This is a genomic window from Aureimonas phyllosphaerae, assembly GCF_900113065.1.
Taxonomy (GTDB): Bacteria; Pseudomonadota; Alphaproteobacteria; order Rhizobiales; family Rhizobiaceae; genus Aureimonas; species Aureimonas phyllosphaerae.
Genome location: NZ_FOOA01000001.1, coordinates 40,303 through 64,872, shown reverse-complemented (window position 1 = coordinate 64,872; position 24,570 = coordinate 40,303). Strand labels below are relative to the sequence as shown.

At 66.7% G+C, this 24,570-nt stretch carries 25 protein-coding genes and 1 tRNA gene; 12 read left to right on the top strand and 14 right to left on the bottom strand.

Annotation, left to right across the window (positions count from 1 at the left end; all coding sequences use genetic code 11):
* Nucleotides 1–49 precede the first annotated feature (49 nt).
* The 5 genes from BM175_RS00345 (at nucleotide 50) to BM175_RS00325 (ending at nucleotide 4,972) form a co-directional block, all read left to right on the top strand.
* Nucleotides 50–934, top strand: a complete 885-nt coding sequence (locus tag BM175_RS00345) for a carbohydrate ABC transporter permease (protein ID WP_090958010.1) — start codon at nucleotides 50–52, stop codon at nucleotides 932–934.
* Nucleotides 934–1,854, top strand: a complete 921-nt coding sequence (locus tag BM175_RS00340) for a carbohydrate ABC transporter permease (RefSeq protein ID WP_090958008.1) — start codon at nucleotides 934–936, stop codon at nucleotides 1,852–1,854. Before BM175_RS00345 ends, BM175_RS00340 begins: the two co-directional genes overlap by 1 nt.
* A complete protein-coding gene (locus BM175_RS00335; RefSeq protein ID WP_244545809.1) occupies nucleotides 1,851–2,945 on the top strand; it encodes an ABC transporter ATP-binding protein in 1,095 nt (364 codons plus the stop codon). The genes BM175_RS00340 and BM175_RS00335 overlap by 4 nt, the downstream gene beginning before the upstream one ends.
* A gap of 109 nt (nucleotides 2,946–3,054) precedes the next feature.
* Entirely contained in the window at nucleotides 3,055–3,813 is a 759-nt protein-coding gene (locus tag BM175_RS00330; RefSeq protein ID WP_244545808.1) for a sugar phosphate isomerase/epimerase family protein, read from the top strand.
* 4 nt (nucleotides 3,814–3,817) lie between these two features.
* The gene (locus BM175_RS00325) at nucleotides 3,818–4,972 is read left to right on the top strand and encodes a Gfo/Idh/MocA family protein (protein WP_090958004.1); all 1,155 of its coding nucleotides are present in this window, start codon (nucleotides 3,818–3,820) and stop codon (nucleotides 4,970–4,972) included.
* 473 nt (nucleotides 4,973–5,445) lie between these two features.
* Here BM175_RS00325 and BM175_RS00320 read toward each other — a convergent pair whose 3' ends face one another.
* Nucleotides 5,446–9,261, bottom strand: coding sequence for a vitamin B12-dependent ribonucleotide reductase (locus BM175_RS00320; protein WP_090959021.1), 3,816 nt, complete (start codon nucleotides 9,259–9,261; stop codon nucleotides 5,446–5,448).
* Nucleotides 9,262–9,702: 441 nt separating this feature from the next.
* Entirely contained in the window at nucleotides 9,703–10,200 is a 498-nt protein-coding gene (gene gpt, locus BM175_RS00315; RefSeq protein WP_055887603.1) for a xanthine phosphoribosyltransferase, read from the bottom strand.
* Between the two features lie 77 nt (nucleotides 10,201–10,277).
* Between gpt and BM175_RS00310 the strand changes: the two genes are divergently transcribed.
* Nucleotides 10,278–10,970: an LssY C-terminal domain-containing protein gene (locus tag BM175_RS00310; protein WP_090958003.1), complete on the top strand. Its 693-nt coding sequence runs from the start codon at nucleotides 10,278–10,280 to the stop codon at nucleotides 10,968–10,970.
* Between the two features lie 32 nt (nucleotides 10,971–11,002).
* On the opposite strand, the gene BM175_RS00305 is transcribed toward BM175_RS00310, so the two are convergent.
* Nucleotides 11,003–11,749, bottom strand: coding sequence for a competence/damage-inducible protein A (locus tag BM175_RS00305; RefSeq protein WP_244545807.1), 747 nt, complete (start codon nucleotides 11,747–11,749; stop codon nucleotides 11,003–11,005).
* A gap of 192 nt (nucleotides 11,750–11,941) precedes the next feature.
* On the opposite strand from BM175_RS00305, the gene wrbA reads away from it, so the two are divergent.
* Nucleotides 11,942–12,541: an NAD(P)H:quinone oxidoreductase gene (wrbA, locus tag BM175_RS00300; RefSeq protein ID WP_090959017.1), complete on the top strand. Its 600-nt coding sequence runs from the start codon at nucleotides 11,942–11,944 to the stop codon at nucleotides 12,539–12,541.
* A 61-nt stretch (nucleotides 12,542–12,602) separates the two neighbouring features.
* On the opposite strand, the gene BM175_RS00295 is transcribed toward wrbA, so the two are convergent.
* Together BM175_RS00295 and BM175_RS00290 are read right to left on the bottom strand one after the other, a co-directional pair.
* Complete coding sequence (locus BM175_RS00295) at nucleotides 12,603–12,788, bottom strand: hypothetical protein (protein ID WP_090958001.1); 186 nt, start codon at nucleotides 12,786–12,788, stop codon at nucleotides 12,603–12,605.
* A gap of 259 nt (nucleotides 12,789–13,047) precedes the next feature.
* Nucleotides 13,048–13,129, bottom strand: a tRNA-Leu gene (locus tag BM175_RS00290).
* 80 nt (nucleotides 13,130–13,209) lie between these two features.
* On the opposite strand from BM175_RS00290, the gene BM175_RS23190 reads away from it, so the two are divergent.
* Together BM175_RS23190 and ilvA are read left to right on the top strand one after the other, a co-directional pair.
* Nucleotides 13,210–13,332: a hypothetical protein gene (locus tag BM175_RS23190; protein ID WP_280141062.1), complete on the top strand. Its 123-nt coding sequence runs from the start codon at nucleotides 13,210–13,212 to the stop codon at nucleotides 13,330–13,332.
* Nucleotides 13,333–13,478: 146 nt separating this feature from the next.
* Entirely contained in the window at nucleotides 13,479–14,732 is a 1,254-nt protein-coding gene (gene ilvA / locus BM175_RS00285) for a threonine ammonia-lyase IlvA (protein ID WP_090957999.1), read from the top strand.
* Nucleotides 14,733–14,735: 3 nt separating this feature from the next.
* Here ilvA and BM175_RS00280 read toward each other — a convergent pair whose 3' ends face one another.
* The 9 genes from BM175_RS00280 to BM175_RS00240 form a co-directional block, all read right to left on the bottom strand.
* Nucleotides 14,736–15,770: an alpha/beta hydrolase gene (locus BM175_RS00280; RefSeq protein WP_139224542.1), complete on the bottom strand. Its 1,035-nt coding sequence runs from the start codon at nucleotides 15,768–15,770 to the stop codon at nucleotides 14,736–14,738.
* Nucleotides 15,757–16,281 (bottom strand): GNAT family N-acetyltransferase, encoded by a 525-nt coding sequence (locus BM175_RS00275; RefSeq protein WP_055887592.1) that lies wholly within the window; start codon nucleotides 16,279–16,281, stop codon nucleotides 15,757–15,759. Before BM175_RS00275 ends, BM175_RS00280 begins: the two co-directional genes overlap by 14 nt.
* A gap of 10 nt (nucleotides 16,282–16,291) precedes the next feature.
* Entirely contained in the window at nucleotides 16,292–17,152 is an 861-nt protein-coding gene (sseA, locus tag BM175_RS00270) for a 3-mercaptopyruvate sulfurtransferase (protein ID WP_090957996.1), read from the bottom strand.
* Between the two features lie 26 nt (nucleotides 17,153–17,178).
* Nucleotides 17,179–17,916: an alanyl-tRNA editing protein gene (locus tag BM175_RS00265; RefSeq protein ID WP_425285252.1), complete on the bottom strand. Its 738-nt coding sequence runs from the start codon at nucleotides 17,914–17,916 to the stop codon at nucleotides 17,179–17,181.
* Nucleotides 17,916–18,953, bottom strand: a complete 1,038-nt coding sequence (locus tag BM175_RS00260) for a cysteine synthase A (protein ID WP_090957992.1) — start codon at nucleotides 18,951–18,953, stop codon at nucleotides 17,916–17,918. The genes BM175_RS00265 and BM175_RS00260 overlap by 1 nt, the downstream gene beginning before the upstream one ends.
* Before the next feature lie 124 nt (nucleotides 18,954–19,077).
* A complete protein-coding gene (locus BM175_RS00255; protein ID WP_090957990.1) occupies nucleotides 19,078–19,380 on the bottom strand; it encodes a hypothetical protein in 303 nt (100 codons plus the stop codon).
* Entirely contained in the window at nucleotides 19,377–19,607 is a 231-nt protein-coding gene (locus BM175_RS00250; RefSeq protein ID WP_090957988.1) for a hypothetical protein, read from the bottom strand. Before BM175_RS00250 ends, BM175_RS00255 begins: the two co-directional genes overlap by 4 nt.
* Before the next feature lie 113 nt (nucleotides 19,608–19,720).
* The gene (locus tag BM175_RS00245) at nucleotides 19,721–20,854 is read right to left on the bottom strand and encodes a DegT/DnrJ/EryC1/StrS family aminotransferase (RefSeq protein ID WP_090957986.1); all 1,134 of its coding nucleotides are present in this window, start codon (nucleotides 20,852–20,854) and stop codon (nucleotides 19,721–19,723) included.
* A 182-nt stretch (nucleotides 20,855–21,036) separates the two neighbouring features.
* Entirely contained in the window at nucleotides 21,037–22,158 is a 1,122-nt protein-coding gene (locus tag BM175_RS00240) for a glycosyltransferase family 4 protein (RefSeq protein WP_090957984.1), read from the bottom strand.
* A 113-nt stretch (nucleotides 22,159–22,271) separates the two neighbouring features.
* Here BM175_RS00240 and BM175_RS00235 point away from each other — a divergent pair, with 113 nt between their 5' ends.
* From BM175_RS00235 to minC, 3 genes are all read left to right on the top strand, one after another.
* Nucleotides 22,272–22,751, top strand: a complete 480-nt coding sequence (locus tag BM175_RS00235; RefSeq protein WP_090959014.1) for a TspO/MBR family protein — start codon at nucleotides 22,272–22,274, stop codon at nucleotides 22,749–22,751.
* Between the two features lie 99 nt (nucleotides 22,752–22,850).
* A complete protein-coding gene (locus BM175_RS00230) occupies nucleotides 22,851–23,603 on the top strand; it encodes an SDR family NAD(P)-dependent oxidoreductase (RefSeq protein WP_090957982.1) in 753 nt (250 codons plus the stop codon).
* A gap of 150 nt (nucleotides 23,604–23,753) precedes the next feature.
* A complete protein-coding gene (gene minC / locus BM175_RS00225; RefSeq protein WP_090959011.1) occupies nucleotides 23,754–24,524 on the top strand; it encodes a septum site-determining protein MinC in 771 nt (256 codons plus the stop codon).
* Nucleotides 24,525–24,570: the final 46 nt, after the last annotated feature.

Sequence of the window (24,570 nt, the reverse complement as noted above, 5' to 3'; positions counted from 1 at the left end):
GTCGCGGCGGCCCGCTGCCTGACCGAACGCTGAAAAAGGAGGCCCGCCCATGGCGACGCGCACCCTGCGCTCGGCCGCTCCGGTCGTCGCGCTGTCCCCCACGATCCTGATCGTCCTCTTCGCCTATGTCGGCACGATGGGGTGGACGGTCTGGATGTCCTTCACCGGCTCCCGGCTCCTGCCGGTCAACACGCTGGTCGGCACGCAGCAGTACGAGCGCCTCTTCGGCGATGCGCGCTGGCTGATCTCGCTGCAGAACATGGCGCTGTTCGGCGTGCTGTTCATCGGCTTCTGCCTTGTGCTTGGTTTCCTCCTCGCGGTCGCCATCGACCAGCGCGTGCGCGGCGAGGATGGGCTCCGCACCATCTTTCTCTACCCGCACGCGATGTCCTTCATCGTCACCGGCCTCGTGTGGCAGTGGATGATGAACCCGACGCTCGGCATCCAGGAAGCGGTGCAGGCGATGGGCTGGGAGAGCTTTCGCTTCGACTGGGTCGTGCGGCGCGACATGGCGATCTATGCCGTCGTCATCGCCGGCGTCTGGCAGTCCGCGGGCCTCGTCATGGCGCTGATGCTGGCGGGCCTTCGCGGCGTCGACGAGGACCTCTGGAAGGCCGCGCGCGTCGACGGCATCCCGCCCTGGCGCGTCTACACGTCGATCGTCCTGCCGCTGCTCAAGCCGATGATCATCACATCCGTCGTGCTGCTCTCGATCGCGGTGGTGAAGGTCTACGATCTCGTGGTGGCTCTCACCAACGGCGGTCCCGGCACCTCGACAGCGGTGCCCGCGAAATACGTGATGGACTACCTCTTCGAGCGGCAGAATATCGGTCTCGCGGCGGCGGCCTCGACCGTCCTCCTCGTCACAGTTCTATGCGTGCTCGCGCCGTGGATCTACGCCGAATACTTCCGCAAGGAGAGGGGAGGCGCCTGATGGCTGCGATCGATACGATTTCGCCCGCAACGCTCGATCGCGCCGCGGCCCATCGCGGCCGCCGGCCTCGTCGGCTCACCGCAGGCCGCGTCGGCCTCTACGCCTTCCTCGGGCTGTCGGCGGCCTTCTTCCTCCTGCCGCTTTACATCATGGTCGTCACCTCGCTGAAGACGATGGATGAGGTGCGCCTTGCCAACATCTTCGCATGGCCGTCCGATCCCGGTTTCCAGGCCTGGGTCGCCGCCTGGTCCACCGCCTGCACAGGGCTCGACTGCTCCGGCATTCAGGTCGGCTTCCTCAATTCCGTGAAGATCCTGATTCCATCGGTGATCGCATCGATCGCCCTCGGGTCGGTGACGGGCTACGCCCTATCGCTCTGGCGCGTGAAGGGGGCGAACATCCTGTTCGTGGTGCTGCTGCTCGGCGCCTTCATCCCCTATCAGGTCTTCATCTATCCGCTGGTGCGCATCTTCTCGACGCTCGGCATCTACGGCTCGCTTCCCGGCATCGTGCTGGTCCACGTCATCTTCGGCCTGCCGGTGATGACGCTTCTCTTCCGCAACTTCTACGCGGGGCTGCCGGTCGAGCTGTTCAAGGCCGCCCGTATCGACGGAGGCGGCTTCTGGCAGATCTTCGTCCACGTGATGCTGCCGATGTCGACGCCGATGCTGGTCGTGGCGGTGATCCTGCAGGTCACGGGCATCTGGAACGACTTCATTCTCGGCCTCGTCTTCGCCGGCCGCGAGAACCTGCCGATGACGGTTCAGCTCAACAACATCGTCAATTCGGCCCAGGGCGAGAAGCTCTACAACGTCAACATGGCGGCGACGATCCTCACGGCGCTGGTGCCGCTCGTCGTCTACCTCCTGTCCGGCCGCTGGTTCGTGCGGGGCATCGCAGCGGGGAGCGTCAAGGGATGATGATATCCACGGTCCATCCGGCGAGCGTCGCGGTGCGCGAGCTCGACATCCACTACGGCGCGCACAAGGCGATCGACGGGCTCGATCTTGAAGTGCGGCAGGGCGAGTTCCTGGTGTTGCTCGGGCCGTCCGGCTGCGGAAAGTCGACGCTCCTCAACGCGATCGCCGGGCTTCTCGACATCACAGACGGCGAGATCTGGATCTCCGGCCGCAACGTCACCTGGGCCGAACCCAAGGATCGCGGCATCGGCATGGTGTTCCAGTCCTATGCGCTCTACCCGCGCATGAGCGTCGAGGAAAACCTCTCCTTCGGTCTTCGGATGAACGGGGTGTCGAGGGCCGAGATCCAGACGCGGATCGCCAAGGCGGCCAAAATGCTGCAGCTCGAGCCCTACCTGAAGCGGCGGCCGGCCGAGTTGTCGGGTGGCCAGCGGCAGCGCGTCGCCATCGGCCGCGCGTTGGTGCGCGAGGTCGACGTCTTCCTGTTCGACGAGCCGCTCTCGAACCTCGACGCCAAGCTGCGGGCGGAGCTTCGGGTCGAGATCAAGCGTCTCCACCAAAGCCTCGGCAACACGATGATCTACGTCACGCATGATCAGATCGAGGCGCTGACGCTGGCCGACCGGATCGTCGTGATGAAGAACGGCCTGATCCAGCAGATCGGCCCGCCGGGCGAGGTCTATCGCCGCCCGGTGAACCGGTTCGTCGCCGGGTTCATCGGCTCGCCCGCCATGAACTTCATCGAAGGGCGGATCGAGAACGGCCGGTTTCTCGTCGGCACCGACGTGCTGCCGCTTCAGGGCTACGAGGTGTCGGGCGGCGAACCGCCCTTCGGCGAGGCGACGCTCGGCCTGCGGCCGGAGCACATCCGCCTCGGCTTCGCAGATGCGCCAGGGCTCGTCGAGGCTGAGGCGAAGGTCGAAGTGGTGGAGCCGATGGGTGCCGACACCCTGCTCTGGACCCGGCTCGGCGGCCAGCCGCTCGCGATCCGCACGGACGGCGAAAGCCGGCACCGCGTCGGCGAGGCGCTGCGTTTCACCCTCGACCTGCCTAAGGCATCGATCTTCGCGCCCGACGGCGCGCGCCTCTAGGCCCGAACCACCGCGCCACGCCGCCACGCGATGCCGACGGTCGCCCGGACGGTCCATCGGCTGCGCCATGGCCGGATGCCACCATCTCTTTCGTTACAGGGAGCGCCTCATGACGACCTTCTCCATGCAGCTTTATTCCGCCCGGAACGCACCGCCGCTCGCCGATCGGCTGCGCGAACTTGCCGAACTCGGCTATACCGACGTCGAGTGCTTTCGCGGGCTCTACGACGACGTTCCGGCTTTGAAGGCCGAGTTGGAGGCCAACGGCCTGACCGCCCGCAGCGGTCATTTCAGCGTCGATCTCTTGGAGAACGAATTCGACCGCTCGCTCGAGATCGCCCGCATGCTCGGAAACGAAATCCTCGTGCTACCCTATGTCGTGCCGGACCAGCGGCCGAAGGACGCGGCGGGATGGCGCGACTTCGGCGCGCGCATCGGTGCCATTGCCCGGCGCATCAAGGGCGAGGGTCTGAGGGCGTCCTGGCACAACCACGACTTCGAACTGCGCGAGGTCGAGGGCGGCGGCCGTCCGCTCGAGTACATCCTCGACGCCGATTCCGCGATCGAGTGGGAGGCCGATCTCGCCTGGGTGGTGCGCGGCGGCGAAGATCCTGCTGCGTGGCTGGAGCGCTATTCCGGGCGGGTCTCCGCTCTCCATGTGAAAGACATCGCCGAAGCCGAGACCAGGACCGACGAGGACGGCTGGGCCGATGTGGGTGATGGAACGCTCGACTGGTCGTCGCTCTGGGCCAGGGGCCGTGCCGCCGGTGCGGACCTGATGATCGCCGAGCACGACAATCCGAGCGACTTCAGCCGTTTCGCGCGCCGGACGATCGACGCGTTCGGGCGCTTCGAGAAGGGGAACTGAGACCATGGTGCAGCGCATCGGCCTCGTCGGCTGCGGGGTGATCTCCGACATCTACCTCCGCAATGCCGCACTCTTCAACGACATCCGGTTTACCGCCTGCGCCGACATGCGGCCCGAAGCGGCGGAGGCACGGGCAGGACAGTACGGCCTCCGTGCAATGACGCTCGACGAACTCTACGCATCGTCCGACGTCGATATCGTCCTCAACCTCACAAATCCCGAGGCGCATGCCGCCGTTTCGCTCCGCGCACTCGATGCCGGCAAGCACGTCTACACGGAGAAGCCGCTCGCGACCTCGCGCGCGGATGGCGAGGCGATCGTGATGAAGGCTCGGGAGAAGGGACTGCAGGTCGGCTCCGCGCCCGACACGATCCTCGGACCCGGTCTTCAGACCTGCCGCCGGATGATAGACGACGGAACGGTCGGTGCGGTCATCTCGGGCGTCGCCACGATCATGTCGCACGGGATGGAGCACTGGCATCCGGCACCGGCCTACTACTTCCAGCCGGGCGGCGGGCCGGTGCTGGACATGGGGCCCTATTACATCGGCGCTCTGGTCACGCTCCTCGGGCCGGTCTCGACCGTTACTGCGGTTGGTCGAATCGGACTGAAGGAACGGATCGTCACCGCCGAAGGGCCCAACGTCGGCCAGCGCATTCCGGTCGAGGTGCCGACGACGGTCCATGCGGTCCTCTGCTTCGAGAGCGGCGCGCAGGTGACGTTGCTCGCGAGCTGGGACGTCTGGAAACACGCGCATGCGCCGATCGAGCTGCATGGCGAAACGGCTTCCTTGCGGGTTCCCGATCCGAACTTCTTCGGGGGGCGCATCGAGCGTGCTGTCGATCGCGACGCCTGGTCCGACCAGGACATGGCCGACCGCTTCTTTGGCCGCGCGAACTATCCCGCGGCCAAGCCGATCCATGCCAACTACCGGGGACTCGGTCTTGCGGAGATGGCGCATGCGATCGAAGCCGGACGCCCACCGCGCGTCAGCGGCGAGTGGGCCTTCCACATCCTCGACGTCATGCTCACCATCCTGCGCTCCGCGGAAGAAGGCCGAAGCCTGGCCGTCGCCTCGCGCTGCGAGCGACCCGCCGCCATGAGCGACGACGAGGCCCTGTCGCTGCTCGCCGAGAACCCCTTGCGCCAAGCCGGTTGAGGGTCGGGCGAGAGGAGCCGGCGAAGCACCAGCCTGTCAGCGCCTGATCGCAATTCGATTTGGTGCTGGCAGTCGGCGCTTCGGGACATCTGCCGTCCCCCGCAAAAGGCGTCGGAACGATGTTCACGTCCCTCTAACGCGTCCGAAGGAGTTGTCTTCTTGTGGTTCCGGTCGCATCAACCTCCGGAACGGAGGGTCAGATTCTCTTGTCATCGAGAGCTCTCATCCGCGCTGAGCTCCGATGTCAGACCGCGATGCGGGGCTCGTGCGGCAAGTCCGCTCGCTTCTCGCGAACCGAGTCGCTCCTCCGCAAACACTCAAGGTTCCCACGAGAATCGCCGACCGCCCTTGCGAGGCGGTCGGCGGCATTCGTAGGGTTAGACCGCCTTCCAACTGACGCCGAGGCGTTTCGCGGTGGGGTCGACGACGTCCGAAGACGATCTTCGGGCGCCGAGAACCATCCTGACGCCGGATCAGGAGCAGCCGCTGGTCGAACCGCAGGTGTCGCACTTCAGGCAGGTGCCGTTTCGGACCATCGTGAAGTTCGAGCACTCCGAGCAGCTATCGCCGGTGTAGCCCTTCATCAGGGCCTGGGCTCGGCGTTCGGCGCTCGTCGCCTTGGCGGGCGCCTCGACGCGCGAGACGTCGCGTGGGGAGGCGGCGTAGGCGAGCGGGCTGTCGAAGAGGCCCTGCGCCGGTGACGCGTCGGCGGTCGGAGCGGGCTCGTCGAGCGGGGCCGCCTCGTAGTCGCGCTTGAAGGCGGTAGCCTGACCGCTGCCGAGCGTCGCCGCGGCGCGCGGGGCGGCGCTCGCCGTCGTCACCGGACGGGCGACCGCGGTCACGCCGGCCGGCTTCGACTGGCCGGCGGGAGCCGTCGTGCCCTGCGTGTCGGAGGAGACGAGGCGGAACTTCGCCGTCTGGCCCCGCACCATGCCGCTCGAGATCGGCAGAGCGGCCGGCTTGTCGCCTTCCACGCCGCGCCCGATGGTCGAGGCGCCGAAGTCCTCCGGCTGGACATGCGCGAGATCGTGGCGGCCGAGATAGGAGACCGCGAGCTCCCGGAACACGTAGTCGAGGATCGACGTCGCGTTCTTGATCGCCTCGTTGCCCTGGACCATGCCGGCCGGCTCGAAGCGCGTGAAGGTGAAGGCCTCCACGTATTCGTCGAGCGGCACGCCGAACTGCAGGCCGAGCGAGATCGCGATGGCGAAGTTGTTCATCATCGCGCGGAAGGCGGCGCCTTCCTTGTGCATGTCGATGAAGATCTCGCCGAGGCGGCCGTCGTCGAACTCGCCGGTGCGCAGGTACACCTTGTGCCCGCCGACGATGGCCTTCTGCGTGTAGCCCTTGCGCCGGTTCGGCAGCTTCTCGCGCTCGCGAGTGACGCGCTCGATGACGCGCTCCACGATACGCTCGGCGATCTCGGTCGCCTGCACCGCGGCCGGAGCCGCGGCGATGGCCGCCGCGGTCTCCTCGACCAGATCGTCCTCGTCGTCCTCGTCGGAGATCAGCGAGGCGTTGAGGGGCTGCGAAAGCTTGGAGCCGTCGCGATAGAGGGCGTTCGCCTTGAGGGCGAGCTTCCACGACAGCATGTAGGCGCTGTTACAGTCCTCGACCGTCGCATCGTTCGGCATGTTGATGGTCTTGGAGATCGCACCCGAGATGAACGGCTGCGAAGCCGCCATCATGCGGATGTGCGATTCCACCGAGAGCGAGCGCTTGCCGATCCGGCCGCACGGCGAGGCACAGTCGAACACCGGCAGATGCTCGGCCTTCAGGAAAGGCGCGCCTTCCAGCGTCATCGCACCGCAGACGTGAATGTTCGCCGCCTCGATGTCCTTTCGGCTGAAGCCGAGGAAGGGCAGGAGCTCGAACGAGAAGTCGTTCAGCTGCTCGTCGGTGATGCCGAGCGTCTCCTTGCAGAAGGCTTCGCCGAGCGTCCACTTGTTGAAGGCGAACTTGATGTCGAAGGCGCTCTTCAGGCCATCGTTGATGGCGGCGATCTGGTCGTCGCCAAAGCCCTTGGCGCGGAGCGAGCCTGGGTTGATGGCCGGCGCCTGGTTGAGGTTGCCGTGGCCGACGGCGTAGGCCTCGATCTCGGCGATCTGCGCCTCGGAGTAGCCGAGCGTGCGCAGCGCCTCGGGCACCGCGCGGTTGATGATCTTGAAGTAGCCGCCACCAGCGAGCTTCTTGAACTTGACCAGCGCGAAGTCCGGTTCGATGCCCGTCGTGTCGCAATCCATCACGAGGCCGATCGTGCCGGTAGGCGCGATGACCGAGACCTGCGCGTTGCGATAGCCGTGCTTCTCACCGAGTTCCTGCGCGAGCACCCAGGCCTGCTTGGCGCGGGCGGAGAGGCGCTTGTCCTTCAGGGAGGCATGGTCGAGCGGCACCGGATCGACGGCGAGGCCCTCGTAGCCGTTGGCAAGCCCCTGAGCGGCACGCGAATGGTTGCGGATGACGCGCAGCATGCCGGCGGCGTTGCGCTCGTAGTCCGGGAAGGGACCAAGCTCACGCGCCATCTCGGCCGAGGTCGCATAGGAGATGCCGGTCATGATCGCCGACAGCGCACCGCAGATCGCACGGCCCTCGGCCGAGGAATAGGGAATGCCGGCGGTCATCAGGAGGCCGCCGATATTGGCGAAGCCGAGGCCGAGCGTGCGGTAGTCGTAGGAGCGCTGCGCGATCTCCTTCGAGGGGAACTGCGCCATCAGCACCGAGATCTCGAGCACGATCGTCCAGAGACGCGTCGCGTGCTCGTAGGCGTCGATGTCGAACCGGCCGTTCGCCTCGCGGAACTGCAGGAGGTTCATGGACGCCAGGTTACAGGCCGTGTCGTCCAGGAACATGTATTCCGAGCAGGGATTCGACGCGTTGATCGCGCCGGCCGCCGCGCAGGTGTGCCAGTCGTTGATCGTGGTGTGGAACTGGATGCCGGGATCGGCCGAGGCCCAGGCGGCATAGCCGATCTGGTCCCAGAGCTCGCGAGCCTTGAGGGTCTTGGTGACCTTGCCGGTGGTCCGGCCGATCAGCTTGTGCTCGCCGTCCTGCTCGACCGCCTGGAGGAAGTCGTCGGTGACGCGAACGGAGTTGTTGGAGTTCTGCCCGGCGACGGTCAGATAGGCCTCGGAGTCCCAGTCCGTGTTGTAGACGGGGAAATCGATGTCCGTGTAGCCCTGCCGCGCGAACTGGATGACGCGCTTGACGTAGTTCTCGGGAACCTGCGCCTTCTTGGCGTCCTTCACGGCGCGCTTGAGGGCAGGGTTCACGTTCGGATCGAAGCACTCCTCGCCCGTGCCGCCCTCGCAGTTGACGCAGGCCGACAGAATCGCCTTCAGGTGCTTGGAGACGGTCTTCGAGCCCGTCACGAGCGCCGCGACCTTCTCCTCCTCGCGCACCTTCCACATCACGTAGTTTTCGATGTCCGGATGGTCGATGTCGACCACGACCATCTTGGCCGCGCGGCGCGTCGTGCCGCCCGACTTGATGGCGCCCGCCGCGCGGTCGCCGATCTTGAGGAAGCTCATCAGGCCCGAGGACTTGCCGCCGCCGGCGAGCTTTTCGCCTTCGCCGCGCAGGGCCGAGAAGTTCGAGCCGGTGCCGGAGCCGTACTTGAAGAGGCGCGCCTCGCGCACCCACAGGTCCATGATGCCGCCCTCGTTGACGAGGTCGTCGGCGACGGACTGGATGAAGCAGGCGTGCGGCTGCGGGTGCTCGTAGGACGAGGCCGAGCGCGTCAGCTCGCCCGTGCGGTAGTCGACGTAGAAGTGGCCCTGGCCCGGGCCGTCGATGCCATAGGCCCAATGGAGGCCGGTGTTGAACCACTGCGGCGAGTTGGGAGCGACCTTCTGGGTCGCGAGCATGTAGGCGAGTTCGTCGCGGAAGGCGCGCGCATCCTCCTCGGACTGGAAGTAGCCGCCCTTCCAGCCCCAGTAGGTCCAGGTACCGGACAGGCGATCGAACACCTGACGCGCGTCCATCTCGGACCCGTAGCGCTCGCCCTCGGGCAGCTGGTTCAGCGCCTCCTCGTCGGCGACCGAGCGCCAGAGCCAGGAGGGGACGTCGTTCTCCTCGACCTTGCGAAGGGCCTTGGGCACGCCCGCCTTGCGGAAGTACTTCTGGGCAAGGATGTCGGACGCCACCTGGCTGAACTGGGCAGGCACGTCGATATCGGCGAGCCGGAACACGACCGAGCCGTCGGGATTGCGGATCTCGCTCGTCGCCTTTCGGAACTCGATCGAGTCATAGGCGCCCTGGTCTGTCCGCGTGTAGCGGCGGTCGATCTTCATGCCCATGGTCCAGCTCCGATGCCTCTCGCCACATACGGACGCGACGTGGCCTTCATCGACTCCTCAGCCGATGCCCGACCCGGTCGTACCGGTGGCAGATGATTCTCAATTGGTAGACCCTACCATATATGGTGTCGATGTTTCGATCGACTACCAATTCTAGGAGTCGGATATCCACATCTTGGAGGATGGTTAAAATTCGAACGAATTTCGACCGTCCGTGTCTCGCGATTCAAACCTCGATGGAACCATCGGTTCCCGAGCGAAATGCTTATCCACAGGTTGGTGGGAGCGCCCCGACGGTTCGGTTCTGCAGACGACGTTAATGACGCGTGGATGACGACGCCAGACGCCCCGAAAAAGGGCGTGGGACGGGTGTGGAAGCTGGGGATAAGGCTGACTTGCGAATTGCCCCGGCGGGGTAGCGCCCCAGGGGCGGGCTCAGCCCGCCGAGCCCTTGGCGATCGGTGCCTGGAACGACAAGCCGAGATCCCAAGGGAAGAAGATCCACGTGTCCTGGCTGACTTCCGTGATGAATGTGTCAACCAGCGGGCGGCCCTTCGGCTTGGCGTAGACCGTGGCGAAGTGGGCTTTCGGCAGCATGGCGCGCACGAGGGCGGCCGTCTTGCCGGTATCGGTCAGGTCGTCGACGATCAGGATGCCGTCGCCGTCGTCCTCGCGCAGGGCGGGGGCGATGTCCTTGAGGACGCGCAGTTCCCCTTGCGTGTCGTACTCGTGGTAGGAGGCGATGCAGACCGTCTCGATCAGACGGGTGCCGAGTTCGCGGGCGATGATCGCCGCCGGCACGAGCCCGCCGCGGGTGATGCAGACGATCGCCTTCCACTCCGACCGCTGCCCCGCGAGACGCCAAGCGAGCGCGCGCGCATCGCGGTGGAACTGTTCCCAGGAGACGGGGAAGGACTTTTCGGGCGTCGACATCGGCGGATCTCCTCAAGGCTGACGGGCGCGATAGCTTGTCGTCGTGGCCGGCGCAAGACGGCCGGACGGGAAGCATAATGCGACGGATCCTCGCCCACGGCCTCCTCGCGGTCGTCCTGGCTCTCACAACCTACGGCCTTGCGGCCTATCTTGTTCTGCCCCGCATCTGGACCCGCTACGACGAGCGCAGTGCCGGCCTGCTGCGGCCGATGGTGACGGTGACGCTGCAGGGGCGACCCGGCGACCCGATCAATATCGGGATCGTCGGCGATCGTGCGGCCCTCGATCGCGCGATGGCGGCCGCCGGCTGGCATCTCGCCGATCCCGTCACGGTCGTCTCGAGCCTGCGCATTGCGGCGAGCGTCCTGTTCGACAGGCCGTATCCGCAGGCGCCCGTCAGTCCGCTCCTCTACGACGGCCATGTCGAGACCGTCGCCTTCGAGAAGCCCGACGGACGAAGTGCCGACCGCCGCCAGCATGTCAGGTTCTGGGCGCAGCCAACCTTCGGCGACGGGGTGTCGTTCCTCGGATCGGTGACATTCGATGCCGGGGTCGGCTTCAGCCATTACACGGGCGCCGTGACCCACATGATCGCGCCCGACGTCGATGCCGCTCGTAACGGTCTCGTCGCAGACCTCGACGCCACGGGTATGGTCACCGCAGTCCGCACCGTCACCGGGATCGGACCGGAGCAGGACGGGCGGAACGGCGAGGGCAGTCCGTACAGGACGGACGGCGATGCGCGCATCCTCGTCCTCGACGGCTCATAGGAAAGACGCCGCGGACCTCGGGCGGCGTCCCGTCAGGACTCGGCAAGGCCTTCGATCATTGCTTGGATTTCCGCTGCTGCGGCATCACGTGCCGCTTCGCTGCGCGAGCGCACTACGAGTTCGGTCGAGTACCGCTGCCCGTCGAACTTCGGATAGGAGCCGATCGCCGTCTCCGGGTGGCGCTTCTGGATTTCGGAAAGCGGGCCGCCGATATCGCCTTCGCCGAACGGGCAGGCGATCGCCGTGCTCAACATCACCGGGCCTGTCGGCAGGGTCGGCAGGATGTTGTCGAGCATCGCGGTGAAGATGCCGGGCACGCCCGCCATGACGAAGACGTTGCCGATGCGGAAGCCCGGCGCCTTCGACACTGGGTTGTCGATCAGCGACGCGCCGCGCGGCGTGCGGGTCATCCGACGGCGCGCATCGGTGAAGGGCAGGGACCGGCTTTCGTAATAGGCGGCAAGCAGTTGCATGGCCTCGGGATGAGGCTCGACCGGCAGACCGAAGGCGCGCCCGATCGCGTCGGCCGTGATGTCGTCATGCGTCGGTCCGATGCCGCCGGAAGTGAAGACGAAGTCGTAGCGCGTGCGCAGCGCGTCGAGCGCGGCCACGATCTCCTCCTCGACGTCCGGAACGATGCGCACTTCGCGAAGGTCGAGCCCGGCCAGCGTCAGGACGCTGGCGAGATGGGCGATGTTGCGGTCCTTGGTGCGGCCGGACAGGAGCTCGTCCCCGATCGCCAGCATCGCCGCCGTGTGAACCTTCTGCGCGTCCGTCATTCGCTCTCTCCGCCAAAGCCGATGGTTTGGGGCGGAACACGGCGGAAGGAAAGGGGGCGCCCGACGCGGCCGATCGGTAAACGGTGCGTCACGTCGCCGAGGCCTCGTATTCTTGTAACGCGAACGCTCTAAGTGCGACACACGGCGAGGCCCGGACGCCGCACGGAGTTTCCGGCAATGGACGAGGATGCGATGGCGAAGGTACTGGTTCTCTATTATTCGAGCTACGGCCACATCGAGACCATGGCGAAAGCCGTGGCCGAGGGCGCACGCGACGGCGGCGCCGAGGTGGACATCAAGCGTGTGCCCGAAACCGCGCCGGCCGAGGTGGTCGCCGCCGCGCATTTCAAAACGAACCACGACTTCCCCGAAGCCCAGCCGGACGAGCTTGCCCAGTATGATGCGATCATCGTCGGCGTTCCCACGCGCTACGGCAACATGGCCTCGCAGATGGCCTCGTTCTGGGACCGCACCGGCGGCCTTTGGGCGCAAGGCAAGCTGATCGGCAAGGTCGGTGGCGTGTTTTCGTCCTCGGCCACCCAGCACGGCGGCAACGAGGCGACGATCCTTTCGGTGCATAAGACGCTGCTGCACCATGGCCTGGTGATCGTCGGCCTGCCGTATTCCTTCCAGGGCCAGATGGCCTCCGACCAGATCGTCGGTGGCTCGCCCTACGGCGCGACCACGATCGCCAACGGCGACGGTTCGCGCCAGCCGAGCGCGATCGAGCTCGACGGCGCCCGCTTCCAGGGCCGTCACATCGCTCAGATCGCCGCCAAGCTCACGGCCTGACGCCAAGGTCTCCGGCTTCTCTCACACGAGAGGGGCCGGACTGTCGGCCAATGACGGCAGGTCAAGAAAAGGCGTTCGCCGATCCGACCTGTTCGCCGTCGGCGACCAGAGCGTCGCGCAGCCGAGAGAGCGCCAGATTGTCGCTCTGGAGGTGCTGAAGAAGGTCGGACGCGGTTTCGTCCTCCGAATCCAGCCAGGGATCGGACGGTATCGAGGCGGACAATGGAATGCGCTTGATGTCGGGCATAGATCGATCCCTTCTCGAGCTGCTGCCGTTCCTCCGTTAACCGCCCGAGAAGAACACGTCCCCGCGGGGAAGACAAACAAATCTTCGATCAGTCGCTGCGACACTTCAGCAGGCGTAAGTCGGCTTATCATCTGTCCGACAATCGTTCGACAGCCCGTGTTCCGCCGACGTTTATTTAGTCTGATGATTACGTCGAAGACACGATGCAAGCTGAACATTTGATCCGGCCGACATCGTGATGACCCATCGTGTTACGGGGTGCAGGCGGCGGGACTCGAACCCGCATGCCACTCGGACAACGGATTTTAAGTCCGTCGCGTATACCATTTCGCCACGCCTGCCATGGGCCCCGGTCGCTTCTAATGCGGCCAACGCGTCAGCGGAAGGGGCTTCCGACTTTACAAGTCGGCGATGTTGGCCCATGGAACGCGCACAGGAAACGCAAGGAAAAAGGGAGCGCGCGATGCCATTTGTTGCTTCGATCGGCGGAGCCTTTCTCCTCATTATCGGCGCCGGCGTCCTTTCGCTGACCGCCGCCCGATAAGCACGGTCAACGGGGGCACGTCCGGCGGAGACGATCCGGCGCCGATCCGGCGCATCGTCCCGATCCGACCGCCGGGGACATCGCCCCGAACCCTTTCGGCGCACCGGTCCCGTGTCGCGCTTTTTCTGAAGTATCCTGGATCATCCATGACCAACGTCGATTTTCGTACCGGCGTCGAGGCCGCCCTCGGCGCGCTGCGCGACCTGTTTCCCGAGACGCCGCTCCAGCTCAACGAGCACTTGTCGAACCGCTACGGCGCGCGCGTCTTCCTCAAGCGGGAAGATCTGACGCCCGTTCGCTCCTACAAGATTCGCGGCGCCTTCAACTTCATGCGCAAGCGCATCGAGGCGGGCGAGACCGCCGCGAGCTTCACCTGCGCGTCCGCCGGCAATCATGCGCAAGGCTTCGCCTTCGCCTGCAAGCACTTCGGGCTGAAGGGCCGGGTCTTCATGCCCGTCACCACGCCTCAGCAGAAGATCGCCAAGACGCGCATGTTCGGCGGTGACGCGATCGAGATCGAACTCGTCGGCGACATTTTCGACGAAAGCTATGCCGCCGCCCGCCGCTACGCCGAGGAGACGGGGGCCGCCATGGTGCCGCCCTTCGACCACCCGGATATCGTCGAGGGACAGGCGACGGTCGGGCTCGAGGTGATGCAGCAACTGGGCCATGAACATCCCGAGATGCTGATCCTGCCGGTCGGCGGCGGCGGTCTCGCGTCGGGCATGACGCGCGTCTTCGAGGGGTTGTCGAGCCCTGACATCCGCCTCGTCGAGCCGCTCGGCGCGCCGAGCCTTCGCACTAGCCTGATCGAGCGTCGGAGGGTTCGGCTTGAGCAGGTCGACGGATTCGTCGACGGCGCGGCGGTCGCCGAGATCGGCGCGTTGCCGTTCGAGATCCTCAGCCGCTTCACGCCCGAGCACGTGCTGCTGTGCCCGGAAGGGCGGCTCTGTCAGACGATGATCGAGATGCTGAACGTCGAGGGCATCGTGCTGGAGCCGGCCGGCGCGCTTGCCATCGATGCCTTGCGCGCGCTCGGAAGCGAAGTGCGCGGGAAGACTGTCGTCCTCGTCGTCTCCGGCGGCAACTTCGACTTCGAGCGCCTGCCTGACGTGAAGGAGCGGGCGCTGCGCTTCGAGGGGCTGAAGAAGTACTTCATCCTGCGCCTCGCTCAGCGCCCCGGCGCCCTGCGCGACTTTCTCGACCTCCTCGGGCCCGAGGACGACGTGGCGCGCTTCGAGTACCTCAAGAAGTCGGCCCGCGACTTCGGCTCGATCCTCCTCGGCATCGAGACCCGGCATGCCGGCAACTTCGACACGCTGCTGCAGCGCTTTGCCGAAGCCGGCATCCGCTATCAGGACATCACCGACAACCAGATCATGTCGGATCTCCTGATCTGATTGTCAGCTGCCGAGCGTCCGGCGGATCCAGTCGCTGATCTGCCGGGCGAGCGGTGCGGTGGTGGCGGGCGAGCGAATGTCGCCGGCGATCATGTGCTGCGTCGGATCGGTGCTGTCGGTCACCTCGATCACCTCGTGCGGCCCACCCCAGCGCGCGGCGACCTCGCGGGTTCCCTGCGGGTCAACCGTGGCGTCGTTCGGCGAGAACAGGAACAGCGCTGGTGTCTTGATCGTCGCCGGATCGATCCGACGCGCCACCTCCACGAGCCGAGCCATCGGCAAGAGAGCCGCCGAGGGATAGTTCGTGGTCCAGACGCCGTTCGCTCCGTTGCCCGAGCCGTAGGTCGCCGGGCCGAGATAGGGAAGGAGGTCGCGAGCGAACGGCAGCGTCAGGATGAAGGAGCGCCATTCGCGAAGCGCGAAGTTCGGCGAGATTTCGACGAGCGCGGCAAGCCCTTGCGAAAGATCGGGCCGGCTGGCGCCGATCGTCGCCAGCGTTCCGCCGTTGGACGTGCCGATCACCACCACCCGCTCGCCGATCGCCCGGCCGATCGCCATCGCTTCGGCGAAGTCGTCGATCCAGTCGCCGACCTCGGCCTGCTCCATCGCGGCGGCATCGCGTCCGTGTCCGGCAAGGCGCGTGTAGAAGAGATTGGCGCCAAGTTCCTTGGCGACAGCGTCGGCCAGCGGGCGCGTCTCGCCCTTCGAAGCCGAGAAGCCGTGAATGTAGACGATCGCGAGCGGTGTCTTGGCGCGAGAGGCCGGGTAGGCCCAGACGATCTCCTTCTCCGCCTGTGGGCGAAGGTTCGGCACGTTGGCCTCTTCGCCCGCAAGGTAGCGGGCGGAATCGCTGCCGATCACGGCCGGATCGAACGACGTCGTCAGTCGGACGGGTTCGCGCGGTCCGAAGACGAAGGCGAGCGCGAGGCCGACGAGAACGAGACCGACGAGCACCAGCACGACGCGTCCGAGAAGGCCGCGGCCGCGAGCCGCAGGGGCCGGTTGCGATGAAGGGGGAGCCGTGTCAGTCGTCGTCATGAGCGGCCGTCGTGACTTCGCGCGTGGAGACAGGGCGGAAGCCGAGCTTCCGGTAGAGCGGCAGGGCGGCGGGGTGATCGAGCGTGTTGGTCTCGACGGTCAGTGCGCTCGGCATTTCCTCGAAGCCCGCGACGATCGCCTGGCCGAGAAGGTGACGCGCGAGGCCCTGGCCGCGAAACTCTGGCATGATGCCGAAATGCACGAGGCGCGTCTCGCGGGGCGCGCGGCCTGCGTCGAGCTCGAACCAGCCCGCCGGCGCGCCGTCGCAGTAGAGGATGCGCATACGCACGTTCGGTGCATGGATCTCGCGCGCCAAGGCCTCGTCGCCGAGATTGCGCGACGTCCAATGATGCCCGCGACCGACCGCCGCATAGAGGAAGCGGTAGTAGGCCAGCGGGATCTGGCGAACCTTCAGGACCTCGTAGGCCCGGCCGTTGCGCGGCGCAGGCGTCGGGTGCTCGGGAGGCTGGTGCATCACGAGCTGAGTGACAGTGGTCCTCAGAATGCGCATGTAGGTCGGTTCAAGTCCTTGGGCTGGCTGGTCCGCCTTCCACAGGCGTGTCGGGGCGCGAGCCCCATTCGGTCCAGGAGCCGTCATAGAGCTTCACGTCGCTCTTGTGGAGCGAGGCGAGCGCGAAATTGATCGTCGCGGCCGTTACGCCCGATCCGCACGAGGTCACGATCGGCGCATCGACGTCGACGCCAGCCTCGGCAAACAGGCGCGAGAGTTCCTCCGGCGACTTCAGGCGGCCGTCAACGGACAGGTCAGAGGCGGGCAGGGAACGCGCGCCGGGCATGTGTCCGCCCCGCACGCCGGGCCTCGGCTCCGGCGCTTCGGCCGTGAAGCGGGCGGCGGGCCGGGCATCCGCGATCTGCCTGGAGCCATGCTCGACGACCGCGCGCATCTCGTCGAACGTCGCCACCGCCGATGCGTCGAACGTCGCTTCGAAGGTGGCCGGCTCGATCACTGGCTCCCCGGTCTCGACCGGGCGGCTCTCCGCGATCCATGCGGGAAAGCCGCCGTCGAGGATGCGCACGTCCTTTGCGCCGAATGTGCGGAACATCCACCAGACGCGCGGCGCACTGAAGAGGCCGAGGCCGTCATAGACGACGATCGTATCGGTGTGACGGATGCCGAGCGCCTCGGCAGCCTTCGCGAAACTCTCCGCCGAGGGAAGGGTGTGAGGAAGGTCGGACGACGGCGCGACCACCGCGTCCTGATCGAAGAAGACCGCGCCGGGAACGTGCTCGGCGAGAAACTCCGGATGCGCGAAGCGCTTCTGTGCCGGCAGGTACCAGGAGGCGTCGACGATCGACAGGCCGGGGTGGCCGATCTCGCGGGCGAGGTGTTCGGTGGAGATCAGGAACGGATTGCTGGTCATGACAGGACCTCGGCGATCGTAGGGGGTCAGACGGCCGGATGACCGAAGCGCAGGCGGAAGCGGCGATTCGTGCGCCCCTTCTTCTCGATTTTGGCGACGTAGATCTCGCCAATCTCCTGCGTTTCGCCGACATGGGTGCCGCCGCAGGGCTGGGAGTCGATCGAGCCGTCCTCGCCGATGACCACGACACGGACGCGCCCCGTTCCGCGCGGCGGCCGGACGTTGGCCGACTTCACGAGCCCCGGATTGGCGTCGAGCTCCTCGTCGGTGATCCAGCGCGTGAACACCTTGTGGTTCTCGTCCACGAGCTTGGCGAGCGCCTTCGTCACCTCGTCCTTGTCGGTGTCGGCCTCCGGCATGTCGAAGTCGAGCCGGCCCTCGTCCTCGCCGACGGCGGCGCCCGTGACGGGGAAAGGGCAGACGACGGTCAGGAGATGGAGCGCGGTGTGCATGCGCATCATCTTGTAGCGCCGGGCCCAGTCGACATGCAGGACCATCCTGTCCCCGACAGCCGGCCTGTCGCTGTCGCCGAGATGCAGGACGATCTGCGAGCGATCCTCGCCGTATCGCGTGTCGACGACCGGGACCTGTCGCCCGTCGGCCAGCTCGATCGAACCGGTATCGCCGGGCTGGCCGCCGCCCGCCGGATAGAAGTTGCAGCGGTCGACGACGATGCCGCGATCGCCTTCGTGCGCGACGACTGTAGCTTCCAGCGTCGAGAGGTAGGCGTCGTCGAGGTAGGCGGCCTCGGTGCGCGCCATGATCAGACCGCCTCGTAGGGAACGGAGATGGTAGGCTTGCGCTCCAGCCATGCCGGCACGGGGAGGCTCTTCTCGCGCAGGAAGTCCGGGTTGAAGAGCTTGGACTGGTAGCGATTGCCGTAGTCGCAGAGGATGGTCACGATCGTATGGCCAGGTCCCATCTCCCGCGCCATGCGAATGGCGCCGGCGATGTTCACGCCGGACGATCCCCCGAGGCAGAGACCTTCGTCGCCGATCAGGTCGAAGACGATTGGCAGGGCTTCCTCGTCGGGAATCTGGTAGGCGAAGTCCGGCGTGAAGCCCTCGAGGTTCGCGGTGATGCGGCCCTGGCCGATGCCCTCGGTGATGGAGCTTCCCTCGGAAGCGAAGGTGCCGGACGTGTAGAAGCTGTGCAGCGCCGCGCCCATCGGGTCCGCGATACCGATCTTGATGTGGCCGGATCGGCGCTTCAGGCCCATCGCCGTACCGGCTAGCGTTCCGCCCGTACCGACTGCGCAGATGAAGCCGTCGACTTGGCCGTCGGTCTGGTGCCAGATCTCTTCGGCGGTGGTGACGACGTGCCCGTCGCGGTTGGCCGTGTTGTCGAACTGGTTGGCCCAAATCGCGCCGCCGGGAACGCTCGATGCCAGCTGTTCGGCAAGTCGCCCGGACAGCTTCACGTAGTTGTTCGGGTTCTTGTAGGGGACCGCCGGAACCTCGATCAGCTCGGCGCACCAGAGACGCAGCGCGTCCTTCTTTTCCTGGCTCTGGGTTTCCGGAATCACGATCACTGTCTTGTAGCCGAGCGCATCGGCCACCATCGCCAGCCCGATGCCGGTGTTGCCTGCGGTGCCCTCGACGATCGTTCCGCCTGGCTGCAGCAGGCCCTTGGCCTCCGCGTCGCGGATGATGAAGAGCGCCGCGCGGTCCTTCACCGACTGGCCCGGGTTCATGAACTCGGCCTTGCCGTAGATCTCGCAGCCCGTCAGCTCCGAAGCCTTGGCGAGGCGGATCAGCGGCGTGTTGCCGATGGCGTCGATGACGGAGTTATATCGGGGCATGATGTCCTGGCGACCGGATTCGTTTCGCAGGACGGTAAGGTGCGGCGCGGAGCGAGACAAGGAAGGGCTTGCTGCCGGAAAGCCATCCCGCGGAACGCGGTTTCCGATCAGAACCGGTGGATCGTCACGCGCGGCCCGCTGGCGTCATGGCGCGAAGGTCTCTCCCCACCGCTGCCGTGCGGTGCGAGCCCGAGCGAAGCGCTTCCGCAAGTCGGACGAGATCGTCTCCCGCAGGCACCCATCCGCATGGGCAGGCGGCGGGGCCGCGATGCGCCGAGGCGACGTCCTGGTAGAGGGCGCCGAGCGCCCGCGCGATGTGTTCCAGCGCCTTTAGCGGCGGCGTCCGGCCGTCGCGCATCGCGAGTTCGAACAGCCGCGCCAGACTTTGCGCCGTTTCGACGGACCGGCCCGCAGGATCGCTGCTCATGCACGAGGCTCCCCGGCTTCGACGCTGCTCAGGAGATCGACGACGCGGCGCGTGCGGCCATCGAGCTCCGCATAGGCCTCGAACTCATCCATTTCGCCATGCCGCAGGCGACGGAGCGCCTCGCGGAGTTCGGCCGCCGACACACGGCTGCGAACCATTTCATGGACCACCACGGCGCTGACCGGACCGAGAACGGCCAGCACTTCGACCGGTGTGACGACACTCATCCTCGACTCCCGCAATCTCGAACCGCAACGGTCGTATCACGTGAGAAAAGCTGCGCAAGTCACTGACGAAAGATGATAATTAGTCCAATTCCAGACTGCGTTCGCGAAGTGCCTCAGACGAGAGCCGCGCGTGCCGCCTCGACGATGCGGTCCTGCGTCGCCTCATCGAGATAGGCGTGCATCGGCAGGCTGACGACCTCGGTGCAGAGCTGATCCGTCACCGGCAGGCCGTTTCCGCCGACCGGCCAATGCCTGTAGGCGGTCTGCCGATGGAGCGGCTTTCCGTAATAGATTACGCTGGGAACGCCGGCTTCCTTCAACGACGACATGAAGGCGTCGCGGCGTCCGCCCGGCACACGGACCGTATACTGCGCCCAGGTCGAGACGATGTTCGGGGCAATGGTCTGCGGCGCGACGATGCCGTCCAGCATCTCCGAGTAGCGCGCGGCGATGCGCATGCGCGCTTCGATCTCTTCCGGGAAGAGCGCGAGTTTCTCGATCAGCACCGCGGCCTGGAACGTGTCGAGCCGGCCGGTCAGGCCGAGGCGCACGTTGTCGTACTTGTCGCTGCCGCTGCCGTGGACGCGGATGGATCGCAGGACGTCGGCGAGACCCACATCGTCCGTCTGGATCGCGCCGCCGTCGCCGTAGCAGCCGAGCGGCTTGGCCGGGTAGAAGCTCGTCGCGACGACGTCGGCCCAGGCGCCCGCCATCCGTCCGTCCAGCGTCGAGCCGAAGCCCTGGGCGGCGTCCGAGATGAGCTTGAGGCCGAACTCGTCGGCCACGGCGCGAATGGCCGGGTAGTCGGCGATCTGGCCGAAGAGATCGACGGCGATGATGGCGCGCGGCGTGAGGTCGCCCTTGGCTAGGGTCTCTTCGATCGTGCGGCGCAGGTGCGCCGGGTCCAAGTTGAACGTGTCCGGCAGCACCTCGACGAAGACGGGGGCGGCGCCGGCGAGGCCGACCACCTCGGCGGTCGCCGCGAAGGTAAAGCTCGGTACGAAGACCGCGTCGCCCGGGCCGATGTTCCAGGCCATCAGCGGCATCAGAAGCGCGTCGGTGCCGGAGGCGCAGGAAATGGTGTGCGCCATGCCGCCGAAGTCGGAAAGCTGCGCCTCCAACTCCATGACGTCCGGGCCCATGATGAAGGAGCCCTGGTCCATGATGCGCGAGAAGCGGGCCTCGATCCGGTCGCGAATACGGTCACGCTGGGTGGCGAGGTCGATGAAGGAGATGGCCTGGTTCATGGGGGATCCTGCGGTTCGCGCTCCCGGCGTCGCATCGCTAGATTGGCGAGCGGCCCGTCGCGGTGGGGAAAGACGTGAATTGCAGGGCTACCCGTTCGCGCGGGCAAATCAAGCGCCTTGCAGGGGTGAGGCATCACGTTTGGTGCGTCCGGTGGGCGCAGCGTGATGGAAACGGCGTATCCTCAGCGGAGGAGACCTCGGTAGAGGGCCTGCATTTCCTCACGCACGTCCGCCTCGGTGAACCCGTTGCGCACGCGCACCGCGGCCGAAGCGCCCATCCGCTCGACGAGGGTTCGATCCGCCGCGAGCTTGCCGATGGCGGTCGCCAGCGCGCCGGCGTCATCGACCGGCACGACGAAGCCGTCGATGCCGTCGCGCACGAAGCTGCGGCAGCCGGGAACGTCGGTGGTCAGCGCCGCCCGCCCACGGGCGGCGGATTCCAGAAGCGTGCGCGGCAGGCCCTCGCCACCGCGCGACGGCAGGCAGGCGGCATGATGCTCGCGCCAGACCGCGGCAGGCGACGTCGTCGGCCCATGCCAGATGATGCCCGGACGGTTCGACCACTCCTGCAGCGTTGCCAGCGGGATGGCCTTCGGGTTCGAGGCATCCGGTGCGCCGTAGAGCGAGAGCGTGACATCCGCCCCCGCTCTGCGGGCGCGCTCGACGGCCTCCACCGCAATGTCGACGCCCTTCGACCACAGCATGCGCGACACCACGGCGAGGCGGAGCGTGTCGCCCGATGGCAGCGCGGTCGCGGGATAGGCTTCAGGGTCGATACCCGCGCCTCCGAGAATCGTCACGTCGTCGGCCGCCGGATCGAGCCCGAGGAGGCGTGGGTCGTCCTCGTTCTCGAACACGAACCGGGTGCGGTCCGAGGCGAGGCCGCCGCGGATGATCCGGCGGAGTGCCCAGCGCGCGCTACGGCCCGTGCGGTCGGTCTTGGCGCCGAGAAAGCCGAGACCGGTCAGTGCGAACACGCGGCGGCGAATGCCGGCGAGACGACAGGCGGCACCGCCGACGAGAATGGGCTTCAGCGAAATGCAGTGCGCGATGTCCGGCTTCTCCTCGCGCAGGATGCGGGCGAGACGCAGCACCGTCGCGCCTGCCGCCAGCGGGTTGAGGCTGCGTCGCTCGGCCTCGAGCGATCGCACCCGCGCGCCCGTCGCCTCGATCGCGGCGGCATGGGCACGGACTCGTGCGATCACCACGACATCGAGCCCCATCGCGACCGCCGCCCGGGCCATCGGCAGGAAGTGCGATGCGAAGAACCAGTCCTCGGTGACAATGAATGCGAGCTTGGCCAAGGGGCGTCCGGTGCGGTGGTCGACGTCGCTGACCGGTTAGCCGCGGTTGCGGCGAATGGAAAGACCTGGGGAACGGCGCTACCTTCCGCCGAACGGCAAAGGGCATGATCCGCATGACGCTCGAAGACGGTCTCGTTCTCCTCGGTTTCGTGGCGCTGTCCGGACTGGTCGCCACGAGCGGCATCCTGTTCAAGCCGGGTCCATGGTACGTCGGCCTGCGCAAACCCGGTTGGACGCCGCCGAACCTCGCGTTCCCGATTGTCTGGTCGATCCTCTATCTGCTCATCGCCGTCTCCGGCTGGCTGGTCTGGCGGGCTGCCGGATGGCCGGCGGGCGCCTTCACGCTGTTCGGCATCCAGATGGTCCTGAACTTCCTGTGGTCGTGGCTCTTCTTCGGATTGCGCAAGCCGCTCTGGGCCCTCGCCGATATCGGGCTTCTTGTTTTGGCGGTCGCGGCCACCGCGTTCGCCTTCGCGCCCTACAGCCGAACGGCCGCAGGGCTTCTCCTGCCGTATCTCGCCTGGGTCTGCGTCGCCTTCGGTTTGAACTTCTCGGTCTGGCGCCTCAACCGCGATCGCGGCGTGTTCGCCTGAACGCAAACTTGTCTGCGTATTTCCATCGAGCGGCTTGACCCCGATCCTGCGCCCGGCGCAAAGCCGCGGCGACACGAGCGTTTCGCCGGGAGAGAGACCATGACCTTCGCCATCTATCCGAGCCTCAAGGGGCGCACGGCCTTCATCACCGGCGGCGCGTCCGGCATCGGTGCCGACATGGTGCGCGCCTTTGCCGAGCAGGGCACGCGGATCGGTTTCGTCGACATCGACGCGGAGCGGGGTTCGGCGCTGGCGGCCGAACTCGGATCCGACGTCGCTTTCGAGCCGTGCGACCTGCGCGACATTGAGGCGCTGAAGGCGGCCTTCGGGCGGCTGAAGGAGCGGGTCGGCGCCGCCAACATCCTCGTCAACAACGCCGCGCGCGACGACCGGCACGGCTGGGAGACGGTGACGCCGGACTACTATGATGAGCGGATCGCGGCCAACCTGCGCCATGCCTTCTTCGCGACGCAGACCGTCGCGCCGGACATGATCGCGGCCAAGAGCGGCTCGATCATCAATTTCGGCTCGAACTCCTGGATGCAGGCGAGCGGCGGCATGCCGGTCTATACGACGGCCAAGTCGGGCGTTCACGGCATGACGCGCTCCTTCGCACGCGACCTCGGCCCGCACGGGATTCGCGTCAACACGGTCGTGCCGGGCTGGATCATGACCGAGCGGCAGAAGCAGCTCTGGGTCACCGAGGAAAGCCTCAACGCCCAGCTCGAGCGCCAGTGCCTGCCGGTGCCGGTGGAGCCGGTCTATGTGGCGCGCATGGTGCTGTTCCTCGCCTCAGACGACGCCGCAATGTGCACGGCCAACAACTTCATGGTGGAGGGTGGCGCGCTCTGATCGCACCTCCCTTGTAGCCTGCCGCGACGGCCGCCCTTGGGGCGGCCGTTTTCGTTTCAGCGCCGACGCAAGGCTGGCGCGTGCTGCAGGAGTTAACCCTCGGTTAAGCCTGAGGCGCTTAGATCGGCTGGCAACGAAACGTTAATGAAGATGACCGAAGCCTTACCCACACGCAAAGCGGTCCGCCTTCGCGGCCGGTCCTTCCTGGCCCTGGTGCTGTCGCCCGAGCTTCCCTTCGGCGAATGGCTGACCCAGCTGGACGACCTCGCGCGCCGCTCGACCGGCTTCTTCCTCGGCCGGCCGATCGTGCTGGACGTGGCGGGTCTGCCGATCACGCGCGAGCAGCTCACCGACCTTCTGGCCGAGCTCACCAAGCGCAACGTGCGGGTGATGGGCATCGAGGGCGCGCTGCCCTCCATTCTTTCGCCCGGCATGCCGCCGGAGATGAAGGGCGGCCGCAACGCCGCCGATATCGAGGCGCCGGAGACGCCGGAAGGCGGCGCGGCGGCCAAGGAAGCGAAGCCGACCCCTGCGGGCGCCGACGCGCCGAAGACGCCCGAACCGGTGCGCGCGACGCATGTCGCGACGACGCCCTCGCTCTTGATCGATGAGCCGGTCCGTTCCGGCCAGTCGATCATCTTCCCCGAAGGCGACGTGACCGTGCTCGGCTCCGTCTCCTCGGGCGCCGAAGTGATCGCCGGCGGCTCGATCCACGTCTACGGCGCGCTGCGCGGCCGGGCGCTGGCGGGTTCGGCCGGAAACGCCAATGCGCGCATCTTCTGCCGCAAGCTGGAAGCGGAACTCATCGCGATCGACGGTCTCTACAAGACCGCCGAGGACATCGACCCCAAGATGCGTGGTCAGGCGGTTCACGTCTGGCTCGACGATACCGTGCTGAGGACGGTCGCCCTCGCGAACTGATCGCCATGACGGCGACGGCAGGACGACCGGATAGACAACCATGAAG

Coding starts and splice junctions, on each gene's coding strand:
- ilvA (WP_090957999.1), top strand. CDS start 13,479: ATGACCAACGTCGATTTTCGTACCGGCGTCGAGGCCGCCCTCGGCGCG.
- BM175_RS00280 (WP_139224542.1), bottom strand. CDS start 15,770: ATGACGACGACTGACACGGCTCCCCCTTCATCGCAACCGGCCCCTGCG.
- BM175_RS00320 (WP_090959021.1), bottom strand. CDS start 9,261: ATGAAGATCGACCGCCGCTACACGCGGACAGACCAGGGCGCCTATGAC.
- BM175_RS00255 (WP_090957990.1), bottom strand. CDS start 19,380: ATGAGCAGCGATCCTGCGGGCCGGTCCGTCGAAACGGCGCAAAGTCTG.
- BM175_RS00250 (WP_090957988.1), bottom strand. CDS start 19,607: ATGAGTGTCGTCACACCGGTCGAAGTGCTGGCCGTTCTCGGTCCGGTC.
- BM175_RS00260 (WP_090957992.1), bottom strand. CDS start 18,953: ATGCCCCGATATAACTCCGTCATCGACGCCATCGGCAACACGCCGCTG.
- BM175_RS00275 (WP_055887592.1), bottom strand. CDS start 16,281: ATGCGCATTCTGAGGACCACTGTCACTCAGCTCGTGATGCACCAGCCT.
- BM175_RS00335 (WP_244545809.1), top strand. CDS start 1,851: ATGATGATATCCACGGTCCATCCGGCGAGCGTCGCGGTGCGCGAGCTC.
- wrbA (WP_090959017.1), top strand. CDS start 11,942: ATGGCGAAGGTACTGGTTCTCTATTATTCGAGCTACGGCCACATCGAG.
- minC (WP_090959011.1), top strand. CDS start 23,754: ATGACCGAAGCCTTACCCACACGCAAAGCGGTCCGCCTTCGCGGCCGG.
- BM175_RS00245 (WP_090957986.1), bottom strand. CDS start 20,854: ATGAACCAGGCCATCTCCTTCATCGACCTCGCCACCCAGCGTGACCGT.
- BM175_RS00330 (WP_244545808.1), top strand. CDS start 3,055: ATGACGACCTTCTCCATGCAGCTTTATTCCGCCCGGAACGCACCGCCG.
- BM175_RS00235 (WP_090959014.1), top strand. CDS start 22,272: ATGACGCTCGAAGACGGTCTCGTTCTCCTCGGTTTCGTGGCGCTGTCC.
- BM175_RS00345 (WP_090958010.1), top strand. CDS start 50: ATGGCGACGCGCACCCTGCGCTCGGCCGCTCCGGTCGTCGCGCTGTCC.
- sseA (WP_090957996.1), bottom strand. CDS start 17,152: ATGACCAGCAATCCGTTCCTGATCTCCACCGAACACCTCGCCCGCGAG.
- BM175_RS00325 (WP_090958004.1), top strand. CDS start 3,818: ATGGTGCAGCGCATCGGCCTCGTCGGCTGCGGGGTGATCTCCGACATC.
- BM175_RS00305 (WP_244545807.1), bottom strand. CDS start 11,749: ATGACGGACGCGCAGAAGGTTCACACGGCGGCGATGCTGGCGATCGGG.
- BM175_RS00310 (WP_090958003.1), top strand. CDS start 10,278: ATGCGACGGATCCTCGCCCACGGCCTCCTCGCGGTCGTCCTGGCTCTC.
- gpt (WP_055887603.1), bottom strand. CDS start 10,200: ATGTCGACGCCCGAAAAGTCCTTCCCCGTCTCCTGGGAACAGTTCCAC.
- BM175_RS00295 (WP_090958001.1), bottom strand. CDS start 12,788: ATGCCCGACATCAAGCGCATTCCATTGTCCGCCTCGATACCGTCCGAT.
- BM175_RS00230 (WP_090957982.1), top strand. CDS start 22,851: ATGACCTTCGCCATCTATCCGAGCCTCAAGGGGCGCACGGCCTTCATC.
- BM175_RS00340 (WP_090958008.1), top strand. CDS start 934: ATGGCTGCGATCGATACGATTTCGCCCGCAACGCTCGATCGCGCCGCG.
- BM175_RS23190 (WP_280141062.1), top strand. CDS start 13,210: ATGGAACGCGCACAGGAAACGCAAGGAAAAAGGGAGCGCGCGATGCCA.